The sequence below is a fragment of the Allobosea sp. 05T438 genome (assembly GCF_056396025.1).
The window spans coordinates 174,318-189,105 of record NZ_JBFTKQ010000006.1; the positions used below are offsets into that span (position 1 = coordinate 174,318).

The 14,788-nt window shown below is 67.0% G+C and carries 10 protein-coding genes; 6 read left to right on the forward strand and 4 right to left on the reverse strand.

Going from position 1 to position 14,788, the window contains the following annotated elements:
• Window positions 1–281 precede the first annotated feature (281 nt).
• The 4 genes from AC1DIN_RS15030 to AC1DIN_RS15045 are packed head-to-tail and all read right to left on the reverse strand — an operon-like array spanning window position 282 to window position 5,246.
• Entirely contained in the window at window positions 282–548 is a 267-nt protein-coding gene (locus AC1DIN_RS15030; RefSeq protein ID WP_441470981.1) for a YMGG-like glycine zipper-containing protein, read from the reverse strand.
• A 12-nt stretch (window positions 549–560) separates the two neighbouring features.
• Window positions 561–2,390 (reverse strand): SLC13 family permease, encoded by a 1,830-nt coding sequence (locus tag AC1DIN_RS15035; RefSeq protein ID WP_441470982.1) that lies wholly within the window; start codon window positions 2,388–2,390, stop codon window positions 561–563.
• 50 nt (window positions 2,391–2,440) lie between these two features.
• A complete protein-coding gene (locus tag AC1DIN_RS15040) occupies window positions 2,441–3,646 on the reverse strand; it encodes a M20/M25/M40 family metallo-hydrolase (protein WP_441470983.1) in 1,206 nt (401 codons plus the stop codon).
• A gap of 49 nt (window positions 3,647–3,695) precedes the next feature.
• On the reverse strand, window positions 3,696–5,246 hold the full coding sequence (locus AC1DIN_RS15045; protein WP_441470984.1) for an AbgT family transporter: 1,551 nt from the start codon (window positions 5,244–5,246) through the stop codon (window positions 3,696–3,698).
• 283 nt (window positions 5,247–5,529) lie between these two features.
• On the opposite strand from AC1DIN_RS15045, the gene AC1DIN_RS15050 reads away from it, so the two are divergent.
• The 6 genes from AC1DIN_RS15050 to AC1DIN_RS15075 all read left to right on the forward strand — a co-directional run bounded on the left by AC1DIN_RS15050 (window position 5,530) and on the right by AC1DIN_RS15075 (window position 14,763).
• The gene (locus AC1DIN_RS15050; RefSeq protein ID WP_476810350.1) at window positions 5,530–6,762 is read left to right on the forward strand and encodes an alpha/beta hydrolase; all 1,233 of its coding nucleotides are present in this window, start codon (window positions 5,530–5,532) and stop codon (window positions 6,760–6,762) included.
• A gap of 286 nt (window positions 6,763–7,048) precedes the next feature.
• Window positions 7,049–7,933, forward strand: coding sequence for a helix-turn-helix transcriptional regulator (locus tag AC1DIN_RS15055; protein ID WP_441470986.1), 885 nt, complete (start codon window positions 7,049–7,051; stop codon window positions 7,931–7,933).
• Window positions 7,934–8,032: 99 nt separating this feature from the next.
• The gene (locus tag AC1DIN_RS15060; protein WP_441470987.1) at window positions 8,033–9,202 is read left to right on the forward strand and encodes an MFS transporter; all 1,170 of its coding nucleotides are present in this window, start codon (window positions 8,033–8,035) and stop codon (window positions 9,200–9,202) included.
• Window positions 9,203–9,440: 238 nt separating this feature from the next.
• A complete protein-coding gene (locus AC1DIN_RS15065) occupies window positions 9,441–10,541 on the forward strand; it encodes an efflux RND transporter periplasmic adaptor subunit (protein WP_441470988.1) in 1,101 nt (366 codons plus the stop codon).
• Window positions 10,538–13,621 carry an efflux RND transporter permease subunit gene (locus tag AC1DIN_RS15070; protein ID WP_476810351.1) on the forward strand — a complete coding sequence of 1,028 codons (3,084 nt, stop codon included), beginning with the start codon at window positions 10,538–10,540 and terminating at the stop codon, window positions 13,619–13,621. The genes AC1DIN_RS15065 and AC1DIN_RS15070 overlap by 4 nt, the downstream gene beginning before the upstream one ends.
• Window positions 13,618–14,763 (forward strand): efflux RND transporter periplasmic adaptor subunit, encoded by a 1,146-nt coding sequence (locus AC1DIN_RS15075; RefSeq protein ID WP_476810352.1) that lies wholly within the window; start codon window positions 13,618–13,620, stop codon window positions 14,761–14,763. The genes AC1DIN_RS15070 and AC1DIN_RS15075 overlap by 4 nt, the downstream gene beginning before the upstream one ends.
• Window positions 14,764–14,788: the final 25 nt, after the last annotated feature.

A 14,788-nucleotide genomic window follows, 5' to 3' on the forward strand; every position in this document is an offset into this window, starting at 1 on the left:
GGCTGATCGTCCCCTGCCGGGGCAGCTGTTGCGCTGGTCGTGGTGCCCATCGCGGCGCATCCGAACCCTCCAAGAATGCAGGAGAGCAATGATCTCCTACTGATCGTCGAGGCGATGCGCATGAGATTCCCTTAAGGCAGGCGTTTCTGCATTTGGCGCAGTGCAACTCCGCGCCTCCACCGACACGCATCGGGATGATCCGCCAATCGTGCGCGGCGACACGATTTCAACCGCGCCGGCGGAAGGCCGCGCGACTGAAATCGCTGAACCTGAAGGCCCTATCAGGGGCAGCGCGCTTCGAAGGTGCGTCCGTAGCGGTCCTGGTAGATGCAGTTGTTCGGGGTGGTCGCACGTCCGATCACGGCGCCCGTCACACCGCCGACGGCGGCACCGATCGCCGCGCCGCGACCGCCGCCCGCAATGCCGCCGATCACGGCGCCAGTGCCGGCGCCGATGAGCCCGCCACCCAGCGTCCGCTGATCGGCCGAGTTGGTATTGCAGCCCGCAAGCGCCAAGCCAATGGCAAGTACAGCAAACTTCCAACGCATCGTTTTTCTCCTTCAGAAGCGCCAGATCAACGGCACGATGAAAACTGCGACGATGAAGAACCAGATCAGGAGCGGCAGCCCGAGTTTCCAGTAGTCGCTGAAGACGTAGCCGCCCGGGCCCATCACCATCAGATTGGTCGGAGTGGCGATGGGCGTCAGGAAGGCCCCGGCTGCAGCGACGGCGGTGCTCATCAGCACCGGCCGAGGCGAAATGCCCATGCTTGCCGCGGCGGCGACGCCGATCGGGATCACGATGAGCGCCGTCGCGGTGTTGCTGATGAGCTGGCCCAGGACCGCGGTCAGCACGAACAGCCCCGCGAGCAGCGCTGTCGGCCCGGCATCGCCGACCAGGGCGACCAGATGGTCGGCCATCATCTTCGCTGCGCCCGTCTCGATCATCGCGGTCGAGAGCGGCATCATCGCGCCCACCAGGATCACGGTGGTCCAGCTGATCGCGCGGTAGGACTGTTCGACGGTCATGATCCCGCAGAGAACGATGGCGCCGGCTGCAAGCAGGCCCGCCACGGCGGAGGGAACGACGCCCGTCGCGAGCATCAGCACCATTGCGAACAGGATGATGATCGCCTGCTTGGCGCCCGGTCCCATCGGGACGGCCTGGCGCCGCACCAGTTCCGGCGAGCTGACGACGAGGACGTCGGGATCGTCGAGATGCGTATCGAGCGCCTTCCAGGTGCCCTGCAGCAGCATGGTGTCGCCGGCTTGCAGCACGACGCCCGCGGCCTTGGCCGCGCCGCCGCTCGGATCCTCGCCCGCACCACGCTGGACGGCGAGGATGATCAGGTCGCCGCTCTCGGTGACCATGCCCGGAAACACGGTCTGGCCAATCAGGCCGGAGCGTGGCGGGATCACGACCTCGGCCAAGCCCGAGCGGCGGTTGAACAGGGTCTCTTCACTGTCGCTCGCGCGTTCCTCGCGGAAGGCGAGATGCATCTGCGCCGCGAAACTGGCAGCGGCCTCGGCATCGCCGCGCAGCAGCAGATGGTCGCCCTCGGCGATCGTCGTGCGGCGCAGCGGCCCGGCCGTATCCCCGTCCTGGATCGCCACGAGCTGGAGACCCGGCCATTCGTCCAGCGCAACCGCGCTGGACGGCGCCCCGACATAGGGGCAGGTGGTGCGAACGCGCAGCTGGTGGATGCCGCTCGCCAGGCCGTACTGCTCGACCAGCGTCTTGGCGTGACGGCTGAAATCGGCCGGCATCGTCGCGCCGTTGCGCTGGGGCAGCAGGCGCTCGCCGAACAGGATGATGATCGCCATGGTGCCGGCCAGAAGCGGAACGCCGGCCAGCGCGAACTCGAAGAAGCCGAAGCCGCCCACGCCGGCGTCAAGCCCGGCCTCGGAAACCAGCACGTTCACTGGCGTTCCCGTCAGGGCGAGCATGGAGCCGGCATGGCCGGCGAAGACCAGCGGCATCAGGAGCTGCGAGGAGTTGCGCTTGAGCCTGACGGCGATGACGACCACGACCGGCAGCAGCGCTGCGACCGCACCGTTGAGGCTGATCAGCGCGACCAGAAGCGCCACCAGCCCCATCATCAGCAGCAGAAGCCGCGTCCGGCTTTCCTCACCCGCGCCCTTGATCAGGAGCTGGCCCGCCCAGGCGGTGACGCCCGTGACCTCGAGGCCGGAGCTGACCACGAAGAGCGAGGCGATGAAGATGACGGCCGGGTCGCCGAAGCCGCTGAGCGCCTGCGGCAGGGTCAGCACGCCGGTCGCCCACAGGCCGAGCGCCGTGCCTATCGCGACGAGCACGACAGGCACCTTGTTCGTGATGAACAGGACGACGGCAATCGCGATGATGATGCCGGTATAGGCGATCGGACTCACGCATCAGCTCCTTGTGGGTCCCGTTCGGTAGCAGACCCGTTTGAAGGGTCTCAGTCTTCGAGCGTCGCCATCAGGATGCCGAGGCGGCAGCCCTTTTCGTACTCGGCCAGATTCACATATTCCTTGATCGTATGGATCTCGGCCTGGCCGGCCCCGATCGTGATCGTCGGGACGCCGTGCTTGTCGAGCCAGTTCGCATCGAGGCCGCCATTCGAGAACAGGTAGTTCGGCTCGATCCCGAGCATGCCGAGAGCCTTGGCCGCGCGCTTCACCACCGGCGAATCTTTGGCAAGCTCGAAGGGCGGATAGGCCGGCTTGTGGGTGAAGGTCACCTTCGCCGTTTCGCCGCCATCGTCCTTGACCTCGGCCTGCGCCTTGGCGAAAGCGGCCTTGAAGGCCTCTGCGATCTTGGTCGCGAAGGCCGCCTCGGGGCTGCGCGCCTCGCCGCGGATATAGGCATAGTCGGTGACGACGTTGGTCGCGTCGCCGGCGGCGACCGTGCCGCCCTTGCCGCCGAAGATGCCGACATTGCTGGTGCCGCGGCCGTCCGGCTTGACGATCTTGCCGAACCAGCCTTCGCGGCGGGCCTCAGCAATGGCGATGGAGCCGACGAGAGTCGCCGATATGCCCTTCTCGGGGGCAACGCCGGCATGGGACGCCTTGCCGGTGATCTCGACTTCCCAGTTCTCCTGGCCGACAGCGCCGATCAGCAGCTCGGAGGCGAGCTGGCCATCGACGTTGATGCACATCGCGGCGCCGCCGAGATCCTTCGGGTTAAGCTCGCGCGCGCCATGCAGGCCGCTTTCCTCACGCACCGTGAACAGCAGCGTGATCGGCGGGTGGGGCAATTTATTCTTGATCAGCGTCTCCGCGAGCACGACGAGCAGCGCCACGCCGGTGCGGGCATCGCCGCCGAGCGCCGTGGTGCCGTCGGAGACGATGCGGTCCCCCTCGCGCTTCGGCTTGGCGCCGGCGCAGAGCGGCACGGTGTCGAGGTGGGTCGAGAACAGCAGCCGCGGGCCGGCCTTGGTGCCGGGCAGGTCGACGATGAGGTTGCCCGTCTCGGTCGGCAGCGGGATGCGCTTGTTGGCATCGTCGAAACGGATGGCCGAGGCAGGGACGCCGACGGCCTTCAGCGCGTCGCTGACGGCGGCGCCGATATTGGCTTCCTTGCCGGTGACGCCCTCGACCGAGAGGAAGCGCATGAGATGCGCGATGGCGGCTTCGACGTCGAGCGGAATGGAGGGTGTCGTCATGATCTGCATCCGAACGGGTTGGATTGGCGACGGGAGGGTCGTGGGAAACTCACAGGCCCCAGGGCAGGCCGAGCATCTTCCAGACGGCGAAGAGCGCGGTCCACAGCACGAACATCCACACGACATAGGGCAGCATCAGCGAGACCACCGTGCCGACGCCGGCATTCCGGTCGTATCTCTGGATGAAGCCGACCACGAGGGCGAAATAGGCGTTGAGCGGGGTGATCGCGTTCATCGGCGAATCACCGATGCGATAGGCCGCGAGCACGGCTTCCGGCTCGACGCCGAGCTTCATCAGCAAGGGCACGAAGACGGGAGCGAAGATCGCCCATTTCGCGATCGCGCCCGTCAGCAGGAGGTCGATGATCGCGACCACCACGATGAAGCCGAGCAACAGCGGCAGGGCGCCGATATTGGCGGCCTGGAGCGCGCCCGAAAGGCTCAGCGCCATGACCGTGCCGATATTGGTGTAGGTGAAGTAGGCGACGAACTGGCTGAGCACGAAGAACAGGAAGATCGTGCCGCCCATGCTTTTGATCGATTTCTCGATCGCGGCGATGACCTCCGACAGCGTCTTCAGCGTGCCGGCACCGATGCCGTAGGTCCAGCCGGTGACCAGGAACATCAGCATGATCAGCGCGATCAGGCCGTTCATGAAGGGCGAGTTGCCGATCAGCTCACCGGTCGTCGGGTTGCGCAGGGGCGCGCCCGCGGGGAGCGTCAGAAGACAGAACACCGCGATCAGCGCCAGCAGGCCGAACCCGGCGAAGCGCAGGCCGCGCGACTCCGCCTCGGACAGCACGGCGCCTTGTTCGGTGACCGTTCCCTCGGCCGCCAGCTTCGGATCGTAGGTGCCGAGGCGCGGCGAAATCATCTTGTCGGTGATGAACGCGATGATCACGGTCAGGAACAGCACCGAGGCGATCGAGAACCAGAGATTGGAGGCGAGGCCGATCGTGCGGTTGGGGTCGACGAGGCGGGCGGCATCGTTGGTGAACTCGACCAGAACCGCATCGAGCGGCTTGATCAGCATGTTGACGGTGAAGGCGCCGGCGACCGCCGCGAAGCCCAGCGCCAGACCTGCGACCGGATGGCGCCCGACGGCGAGATAGGCAATGCCGGCAAGCGGGATCAGCACGAGATAGCCCGCATCGGCCGCGATGCTGGCGATAATGCCGACGAAGGCCAGGATATAGGTCAGCGCCCAGTGCGGCGAGACGATCACCAGTTTGCGGATCAGGGCGGTGACGAGCCCGGATTCCTCGGCGACGCCGGCGCCGATCATCGCGACGATCATGAGGCCCACCGCGGTGAAGCTCATGAAGTTCGGGATCAGCGACGAATACATGAAGCGGATGCCGTCGATCGTCAGCAGGCTCTGGATCGCCGTGCTCGCCGTCTCGATCTTGTGCGTGTCGGGATTGATCCGCTCGAAGGTGACGGCGGTGCCGAAGAGTCCGAGCACGGCCGACAGCACGATGACGATGCCGATGAGGATCAGGAAGATGACGACGGGGTGAGGAACCATGTTCCCCACCTTCTCGACAGTGTCGAGGAACCTCTGCATGGTCGTCTTCGGCGCAGCGGCGTCGGTCGTCATCGCTCTTATCCCCCTTGAGCCAAAGTCTTAGGCGCCAGATCTGCGGCAGGCGCGCACGACCTGATGATCCAGGCGCCGACAAGACTCCGAGTCTCGAACGCGAACCATAAATCCGGGTACGGGGAGGGCATCGGCAGAGAATCCCAAACTTTGGGCCTCCTGTCCCAAAGTTGAATCCGTCATAGCTGCGGGACTCGCTTGCGCTTGCCGTCGGCGGAGCGGTTTCCTACGGTCTGCTGCGCATGCGAAGTGCCGCCTACCGGTAACGGACAGAGTCGAAGTGATGCCAGCTCGAGGCAAAGAGAATGGCTGCGCAAGCCGGGCTGGGGCCTGCGTCGCGGCGAACGACAAGCTTCGGTGCGGGCGCTGCTCGCGCATCGGCCGGATCGTTCTGTCCCGCCTTGCACTTCTGGCATTCGCCGTCGGTCTCGGCGCTTGCGCTTCGACACCGCAAGGCCTGCTGCAGCCTGTCGCTGCGATTCCCGGAACCGACAAGGTCAACATGCTGGCGGCGACGACGCGCGCGCCTTCGCCCGATCCCGGCATACTCTTCAGCGGCGAGCGGGGCGAGGGGGTTTCGTTCAGCAACATCGTCGTCTCGATCCCGCGCGAGCGCGAGGTCGGCACGATCCAGCTGCCGCGTTCGGTTCCCGGCAACCCGGCCACGGATTTCGTGGTGACCGCCTCGACGCCGCTGCCGAAAGCCAAGCTCGCCGACTGGTTCCGATCGACGAGCGGGCGGTCGAAGCGCGTCTTCGTCTTCGTCCACGGGTTCAACACGCCTTTCGACCGTGCGGTCTTCCGCTTCGCGCAGCTGGCGCACGACGCCGATGCCGATGCCGCGCCGGTGCTGTTCTCCTGGCCGTCGCGCGGCTATCTGCTCGACTACAGCCGCGATTTCGACAACGCTTCCTATTCGCGCTCGGATCTGGCGGATCTGCTGGAGGTGGCGGCCGCGGCCCCGTCCGTCCGGGAAATCGTGATCCTGGCCCATTCGATGGGGAGTTGGCCGGCAGTCGAAGCGGTCAGGCAGATCGCGCTGAAGGACGGCGGCGTCCCGCGCAAGATCAGCAATCTCATCCTGGCGTCGCCCGACCTCGATGTCGGAGTCTTCCGGCGCCAGATCGAGGACATGGGCTCGAAACGGCCCCAGATCACCCTGTTCACGGCTCAGCATGACCGGGCCCTGCAGCTCTCGCGCTTCATTTCGCGCGGCGCGACCCGGCTCGGCGGCATCGATCCGACGCAGGAAGAGTATCGCAGCCAGTTCGCCGGGTTGTCCGGGATCACCGTGATCGACCTGTCGGCAGTCAATGCCGGGGACAGGATCAACCATGATCTGTTTGCGGCCAGCCCGGATGCCGTTCGCCTGATCGGCGGCAGGCTGCTTCAGGGGCAGGTGATCACCGATTTCGACGTTCCCACCCCCCTGGCTGCGGCGGGGGCGCTCGGTTCCGCAGCAACCCTTCTGGTCACGGCCCCGATCAGGGTGTTCGATGCCGCAGCGGCGCCCTAGGGTTGACGCGCTGTGTTCGGGATGTCAATATTTGAATGGTACTTTTAAATTTAAAATTCCGATCAATAAATACTAGTCTTGTCATCATTTATTGATCTCGGTCAATTTCAATGGAACTTGATCGATGCCAGAATTTTAGCCTATTTTTGAAGATCCAGGACGATCGGAGTGTCCGATGCCGGCTTTCTCTCAGGGCGGAGTGAGGACGGACGTCAGCGTATTTGCTGTAGCGCACTTTTGTACGACTGATCTCCAGCCACGAGATCAGTTTGACGCCTGGCGGACTTTGCACTCGAACACCATCGAGCTTTTCCCGACGCGCGAGCCCTCGGCGGGCTTCGCCGCCGAGTTCTCCTCATGGCGCCTGGGCGAACTCGCTCTGACGCGTGTCGTCTACGCGGGAGCGCCGGACAGGCAGTGGCGGCATCGCCCCAGATCCTATCTCGACCATTGGTGCGTGGTGCTGGCGCGAACGCCTGCGGCCGATGGCCGGCTCCATGAGGAGCTGAGCTTCCGCTCCCTTGCTCTGCCCTTCGAGGGGAGGGCTCAGGACAGCGAGGTCATCACCCTCTACCTCCCGCGCGACCAGTCCGCTGCCGACGAGCAGCGCCTGGACTGGGCCCACGACCTGGCCGTGAGCCAGGATTTCGCCCCCCTGCTCATCGGCTATCTCGACAGCCTGGTGCGACAGCTGCCTCACGTCACGCCCGAGCATGCCGCGAGCCTCGAGATGCCGACAAGGGCGCTCGTCGCCGCCTGCATCATCCCGCAATCGGTCTATCACGAGGCCGCAAGGGCGCCTCTGGGCTCGGTCCTCATCGACAGGGCGCGCAGCGTCGTGCGCCAGAACATGGCCTCGCCGGAGTTCGGCCCCGACCGGCTGGCCCGCCTGCTCGCAATGTCCCGCTCGAAACTCTACCGGCTCTTTGAGAACAGCGGCGGGGTGGCCCATTTCATCAACAGGGAACGCCTGCGCAAGGCGCATCTCCGATTGAGCTCGCAGCGCGAAACCCTTTCCGTCCACGCCATCGGAAACGAGGTCGGATTTGTCGATCACTCGACCTTCAGCCGGGCTTTCCGGCGGGAGTTCGGCTACAGCCCGACCGAGGCGCGAGAGCGCGGGATCCTGCGCTCCCTCGCCGATGAAGGGGACGAGCCGGCCCAAGGCTGAACGATGCGGCTTGGATCACGCGCGAGAACGCGGCTTTTCGGCCGGTGGGGCTCTGATTGCGCTGCTCGGCCGGTGCGCAGGGCGGGCCTGGCGGCAGATGTGCCCACCGGACGGCTTTCGTTTCTCTATGCATTTCTGTTCTTCGAGCTCGGGGTCAATCTCCCGTTCTTCCCGCTTTGGCTGCAGGCACAGGCTCTCGACGCCGATGCGATCGGCGTCGTTCTGGCGGCGCCGCTGCTGATACGGATCATCGCGAATCCGACGGTCGGGGCTCTCGCCGACCGGAGCGGACGCATCTCGGCGACGCTTGCGATCTGCGCAGTGCTGGTTGCGGCCGGAACCGGGCTTCTGACCGTCGCGCGCGGCTTCTGGCCGATCCTCGCCGTCGTCATCGCCATTGCTCTGGCGCAGGGGCCTTTGATCGCACTGGCCGATGCGATGACACTCGGCCGTCTTGCCGAAACACCGCGGGCGGAGCTGATATATGGGCGCATCCGCCTGTGGGGATCGCTCGGCTTCGCTGCCGCCAATCTCGCGGCCGGCTGGTCGCTCGAATGGTTTTCGACCTCCTCGGTCGTCGCATTGCTGCTGCTGTCGTCCATCCTCACCGCCGCCGCGGCGGGAAGCTGCATGGCCCCCGAAGCAAACACCTCTCGGGATGCAGAAAGCAGCGAGGTACCGACGGCGCGCCCGCTGCTGCTCGTCGGCGTAATAGCCGGCGCGGCATTGGTGCAGGCGAGCCACGCGGCGTTCTACGGCTTCGGCACGCTGCATTGGCAGGCAACCGGCGTTTCCGGACCGGCGATGGGTGGGCTCTGGGCGCTCGGCGTCCTGTCCGAAGTCGTCTTGTTCTCGTTCCTGGGCTACCGCATGAACGGTGCCTCGAGTGCTGCCGGCCTGCTGGTCGTCGCATCCGTCGCTGCGACCCTGCGCTGGGCAGCGATGTCGCAGGATCCGGGCATTTCCACGCTGATGTTTCTCCAATTGACGCATGGGGTGAGTTTCGGTGCCACGCATCTCGCCAGCATCTTTCTGCTCGCGAGGCTGGCGCCGGGCAGGATGCAGGCGCGTGCGCAGGCCTGGCTCGCGGGCGGCTGGGCCGGCGCCATGGCCGTCCTGACGACGCTTTGCGGCCGGCTTTACGAGACGTGGGGAGAGCAGATCTACCTCGTCATGGCCGCGGTTGCCGCGGTTGGGCTGTCCCTGCTCTTGCCGGTCGCCCTCGGCCTGCGTCGTGTAGCGGCGCGGGAACCGTTGGGCTTGACCTAGCGGGAGAGCGACCCGTCCCAACAATGGGATGAGTAGCCCAGAGTTGGGATTCTGAGCTAATCCGCGCCCCCTCGGCTGTTGCTAGCGTCCGAGCACCGTCCCGAAGAGCTTCGCAGGGCGCAAACGCGCGTGCGGACGCGCAATGCGGCAGCCGTCAGAGGAACAGTTCGATGCAGAGGCGAGGCTTACGGCGTCCGGGTGAACCGACACGGAACCGGGAAGCTGCCGCGGAGCGGGCATGAGACGCAGCGAAGCTTCATCACGCCTCGGCTGCGCTTCGGTCGCGGCCGTCATTGCGCTCGTCGTCGCCTCCTGCAATCGGGAGGAGAAGGCGCCGCCGCCGCCAGTGCGCTTCGTCCGGACCGTAACGGTCGAACCGCCGCGTCAGGCGCCCGATCTCACCTTCACCGGACATATCGAGCCGCAGGACCAGGCTGCACTGGCGTTCCGCATCGGCGGACGCCTGGCGGAGCGGCTGGTCGGCGTCGGCGCGAGCGTCAGGGAGGGAGAGACTGTCGCGCGGCTCGACCCTGAGAACGAGCTCAACGATCTGCGCTCGGCCCAGGCCGCGCTGACCGCGGCCCAGGGCGATCTGCGGAAGGCGGACAACCAGTTCCAGCGCCAGAGCCATCTACTCGAACGCCACATCACCACGCAGGCGGATTTCGAGGCCGCCAACCAGGCGCTCACGGCCGCCCGTGCCCAGGTCAATGCCGCTCAGGCACGGGTTCGCTCCGCGGAGGACGTCGTCGGCTTCACGACGCTGACGGCCGATGCGCCCGGTATCGTCACGCGCGTCGGGGCCGAGCCCTCCGAAGTCGTCACAGCCGGTCGGATGATCGTCCAGCTGGCAAGACGCGACGGACGGGACGCCGTCTTCGAGATCCCTGCGGAACGGGTGCGGCAGCTGGCGCCCGGCATGCCGGTGCGGGTCGCGCTGACCGGGGAGGGCGGCGCCGAAGCGGCCGGCCGCGTGCGCGAGATCGCGCCTCAGGCGGACCCGGTGACCCGGACCTTCCGGATCAGGGTCGGACTCACCGATCCGTCGCCGGCCTTCCGGCTCGGGGCAGCCGTCTCGGGCTCGGTCCGTGCCGGCGGGGGCGGGGCCATCACCATCCCGGCGACGGCTCTGACGCAACGCGATCAGGGCCTCGGCGTCTGGGTGGTCGATCCCAAGAACCTGACCGTCTCGCTGCGCAAGCTCGACGTGGCGAGCTCCGACCCTGCCGCCGCGAAGATCTCCAAGGGGTTGGATATAGGCGACATCGTCGTCACCGCCGGTGCCGGACTTCTGCGTGAAGGCCAGCGCGTGCGCCTGATTGGAGCGGAGTCGCGATGAGATTCAACCTGTCGGAATGGGCGCTGAAGAGCCGCTCGGTCGTGATCTATCTCATGATCGTGGCGGTCGCGGCCGGCGTCTTCGCCTTCATCCGGCTCGGCCGCAACGAGGACCCCGCCTTCGTCATCAAGACGATGGTCGTCTCCGCGGTCTGGCCGGGCGCCACCATGGAAGACACGCTGAGCCAGGTGACCGAGCGCCTCGAGCGGCAGCTCGAGGAGACGCCCGGCCTCGACAGCGTGCGCAGCTACACCAAGCCCGGTGTGACGACGATCTTCGTCAACCTCAAGGGCGAAGTGCCCGGGCGCCTGGTCCAGGATACCTGGTACAGGGTGCGCAATCTCGTCGCCGACATGCGGCACACGCTGCCGGCCGGCACGCTCGGGCCGTTCTTCAACGACCGCTTCGGCGACACCTTCGGCATCATCTACGGCTTCACCTCGGACGGCTTCACCAGCCGGGACTTGCGTGATCAAGTCGAGACGATCCGGTCGCGGCTGCTGCTGGTGCCCGACGTCTCGAAGATCGAGATCATCGGCGCGCAGGACGAGCGCATCTTCATCGAGTTCTCGGTCAGGGAACTCGCCAATCTCGGCCTCGATCGTTCGGCGCTGCTCGCGGCGCTGCAGGCGCAGAACGTCGTGCGGCCGGCAGGCGAGGTGCAGACGCAGGACGAGAAGTTCTCGGTGCGCGTCTCCGGCGCCTTCCAATCCGAAGCCGATCTGCTGAACATCAACTTCCCGGCGGGCGACCGCATGGTGCGGCTCGCCGACATCGCGACGATCAGGCGCGGGCAGGCCGATCCGCCGACGCCGATGTTCCGCGTCAACGGGCGCGATGCGATCGGGCTCGGCATCGCCATGCGCGATGGCGGCGACATCCTGGCGCTCGGCAACAACGTCAAGAAGGCGATGGCCGAGGTCACCGCCGGCCTGCCGCTCGGCATCGAGCCCTATCTCGTCGCCGACCAGGCCGTGACCGTCTCGCACGCGATCGACGACTTCATGACCTCGCTCTGGCAGGCGGTCGGCATCATCCTCGTCGTCAGCTTCATCAGCCTCGGCGTGCGGCCGGGCCTCGTCGTGGCGCTCGCGATCCCGCTGACGCTCGCCATCGTCTTCGCCTGCATGCTGGTCGCCGGCATCGACATGCAGCGCATCTCGCTCGGCGCCCTGATCATCGCGCTCGCGCTCCTGGTCGACGACGCCATGACCACGACCGACGCCATGGTCACGCGGCTTGCCGCGGGCGAGGAGAAAATGAAGGCGGCGACCTTCGCCTTCGAGAAATACGCCACCGCGATGCTGGCGGGCACGCTGGTGACGATCGCCGGCTTCGTGCCGATCGGCTTCGCCGCGAGCTCGGCCGGCGAATACACCTTCTCGCTCTTCGCCGTGGTGACGATCGCGCTCGTCGTCTCCTGGTTCGTGGCCGTCCTCTTTGCGCCCGTGCTCGGCGTCGCCATGCTGAAGGCACCCGACGCCTCTGCACAGCAGAAGGAGCCGGGGCGTGTCGAGCGCGGCTTCCGAAGCTTTCTCTCAAGCGCGATCAAGCTGCGCTGGGTGACGATCGCGGTGACGCTCGCGCTGTTCGCCGCCGCCGTCCTGGCGCTGCCGCTGGTGCCGCGGCAGTTCTTCCCAGCTTCGGACCGGCCGGAGCTGCTCGTCGACCTCACCCTGCCGCAGAACGCCTCGAYCTATGCGAGCGAGGACCTCGTGAACCGCTTCGAGGCCTCGCTGAAGGGCGATCCCGACATCGAGCGCTGGAGCACCTATGTCGGCCGCGGCGCGATCCGCTTCTACCTGCCGCTGAATGCGCAATTGCCGAACGACTTCTTCAGCCAGGCGGTGATCGTCGCCAAGGACGTGGCGGCGCGCGAGCGGCTGCAGAAGAAGCTGGAGTCGCTTCTCGCCAAGGACTTCCCCAACGTGGTCGGGCGCGTCTCGCCCCTGGAACTCGGCCCGCCGGTCGGCTGGCCGGTCCAGTACCGCGTCAGCGGCCCGGACATCGCCGAAGTCCGCAGCATCGCGATGCGGCTCGCCCAGGTCGTCGCGGCGAACCCCAAGGCCCTCCAGATCAATTTCGACTGGGTCGAGCCCGCCCGCGAACTGCGACTGCGCGTCGATCAGGACGAGGCGCGTCGGCTCGGCCTCAGCTCCGCTGCGGTCGCCGCGATCGTCAACACGGTGGTCTCCGGCACGGTCGTCACCCAGGTGCGCGATTCCATTTATCTCGTCGACGTCGTCGTGCGGGCCCAGGACGCCGACCGCGCCTCGTTGGATACGCTGCGCAGCATGCAGGTCGCGCTGCCGAGCGGCCGCTCTGTGCCGGTATCCCAGTTCGTGAGCTTCAGCTACGGGCTCGACTCGCCGCTGATCTGGCGTCGCGACCGGGTGCCGAACCTGACGGTCTCGGCCGATGTGCCGCCCGGCACCTTGCCGGATGCCGTCGTCAGCGCGCTGCAGCCTTCGGTGGACGCACTCCGGAAGGCGCTGCCGGCCGGCTACGACATCACCGTCGGCGGCACGGTCGAGGAGAGCGCCAAGTCGCAGGCCTCCGTCATCGCCGTGATCCCCGTGATGCTGCTGATCATGTTCACGGTACTGATGGCCCAGCTCAGGAGCTTCAGGCTGTTCGCCATCGTGCTCAGCATCGCCCCGCTCGGGCTGATCGGCGTCGTCGCGGCGCTGCTGCTCTCGGGCAAGCCCCTCGGCTTCGTCGCCCTGCTCGGCATCCTCGCCCTGATCGGCATCATCACCAAGAACGCGGTGATCCTGGTCGGGCAGATCGAGGACGAGCGCGCGGCCGGCAAAGGCGTCGTCGAAGCTGCGGTCGATGCCGCCGGCACACGCTTCCGTCCGATCGTGCTGACCGCGATCTCGACGGTGCTCGGCATGATCCCGATCGCGCCGACCGTGTTCTGGGGGCCGATGGCCTTCGCGATCATGGGCGGCCTGCTGGTCGCGACGGTGCTGACCCTCGTCCTTCTCCCCGTCCTCTACGTCACCGTGTTCGGCGCCGCGAGCGCGCGCAACGGCAAGGCGAGGCGTACGGCCAGTGCGGGAGCCTCCCGGTCATGAGCGCGATCATCACGAGGCGGATGCCGGCGAAGGATCTGGGACGGGTTGCTGCCGTCACGCTGCTGGGCGCGGTCCTCGCTTCCTGCGGCAGCGAGAAGGCGCCGCAGGCTGAGGGAAGGCCGGTCGGGGTCGTCACCGTCGAGGCCGGGCAGTTCTCCGACGACATCCAGCTCAGCGGCGAGATCCAGGCGAAGAAGGATGTCGGGCTCGCCTTCCGCATCGGCGGGCGCGTTCTCGAGCGCCCAGTCAATGTCGGCGACAAGGTGAAGGCGGGGCAGCTCATCGCCCGGCTGGAGCCCGCACTCGAACAGAATGCGCTGGCCGCAGCCAAGGCGGCACTGGAAGCGGCGCACGGCGAAGTCGACACGGCGCGCAACACCTTCGAGCGCCAGGAGCGCCTGATGGCGCAGGGCTTCACCACGAGGCCGCGCTTCGACCAGGCACAGCGGGCTCAGGAGACCGCGCAGGCACGGCTCGAGAATGCCGAGGCGCAGCTCGAACTGGCCAGGGATCGGCTCGGCTTCACGGAACTGCGCACGGACGTCGACGGCGTCGTGACGGCGCGGCAGATCGAGCCGGGCGAGGTTGTGCAGCCCGGGCAGGTCGTCGTCCAGATCGCCCGCGACGACGACCGCGACGCGGTGTTCAACGTGCCGGCCGCGGTGCTCGACACCCATCTCAGCGATGCCCGGATCCGCGTTGCGCTCGCGGATGCGCCCGCCGTGACGGCCTATGGCTCGGTGCGCGAGGTCGCGCCGCAGGCCGATCCGGTGACGCGGACCTTCGCGATCAGGGTCGGATTGCGGAACCCGCCGGAAGCGATGCGTCTCGGCTCCACGGTCGTCGGCACCATCGAACTCACCACCGCGGCGATCGTTTCGATCCCGGCGAGCGCGCTGACCCAGCAGGGCCGCTCGCCCGCCGTTTGGATCGTCGATCCCGCCAAGTCGACCGTCTCGCTGCGCAGCGTCGATGTGCTGCGTTTCGATCCGGGCACGGTCATCCTGTCCCAGGGACTGGAGCCCGGCGAAACGATCGTCTCGGCCGGCATCCAGGCGCTGCACCCCGGCCAGCGCGTCAGGCCGTTGCCCGAAAAGCGGCCTTCGCCGCAGCAGCAAGCCGCTGCCGCGCTGCCGCCGTGACACCGGCGACAAGAGCTCGCGCGGA

Bases quoted from the DNA above. Each gene is read 5' to 3' on its own strand.
- AC1DIN_RS15030 (WP_441470981.1), bottom strand. From the start codon at position 548: ATGCGTTGGAAGTTTGCTGTACTTGCCATTGGCTTGGCGCTTGCGGGC.
- AC1DIN_RS15040 (WP_441470983.1), bottom strand. From the start codon at position 3,646: ATGACGACACCCTCCATTCCGCTCGACGTCGAAGCCGCCATCGCGCAT.
- AC1DIN_RS15045 (WP_441470984.1), bottom strand. From the start codon at position 5,246: ATGACGACCGACGCCGCTGCGCCGAAGACGACCATGCAGAGGTTCCTC.
- AC1DIN_RS15050 (WP_476810350.1), top strand. From the start codon at position 5,530: ATGCCAGCTCGAGGCAAAGAGAATGGCTGCGCAAGCCGGGCTGGGGCC.
- AC1DIN_RS15065 (WP_441470988.1), top strand. From the start codon at position 9,441: ATGAGACGCAGCGAAGCTTCATCACGCCTCGGCTGCGCTTCGGTCGCG.
- AC1DIN_RS15075 (WP_476810352.1), top strand. From the start codon at position 13,618: ATGAGCGCGATCATCACGAGGCGGATGCCGGCGAAGGATCTGGGACGG.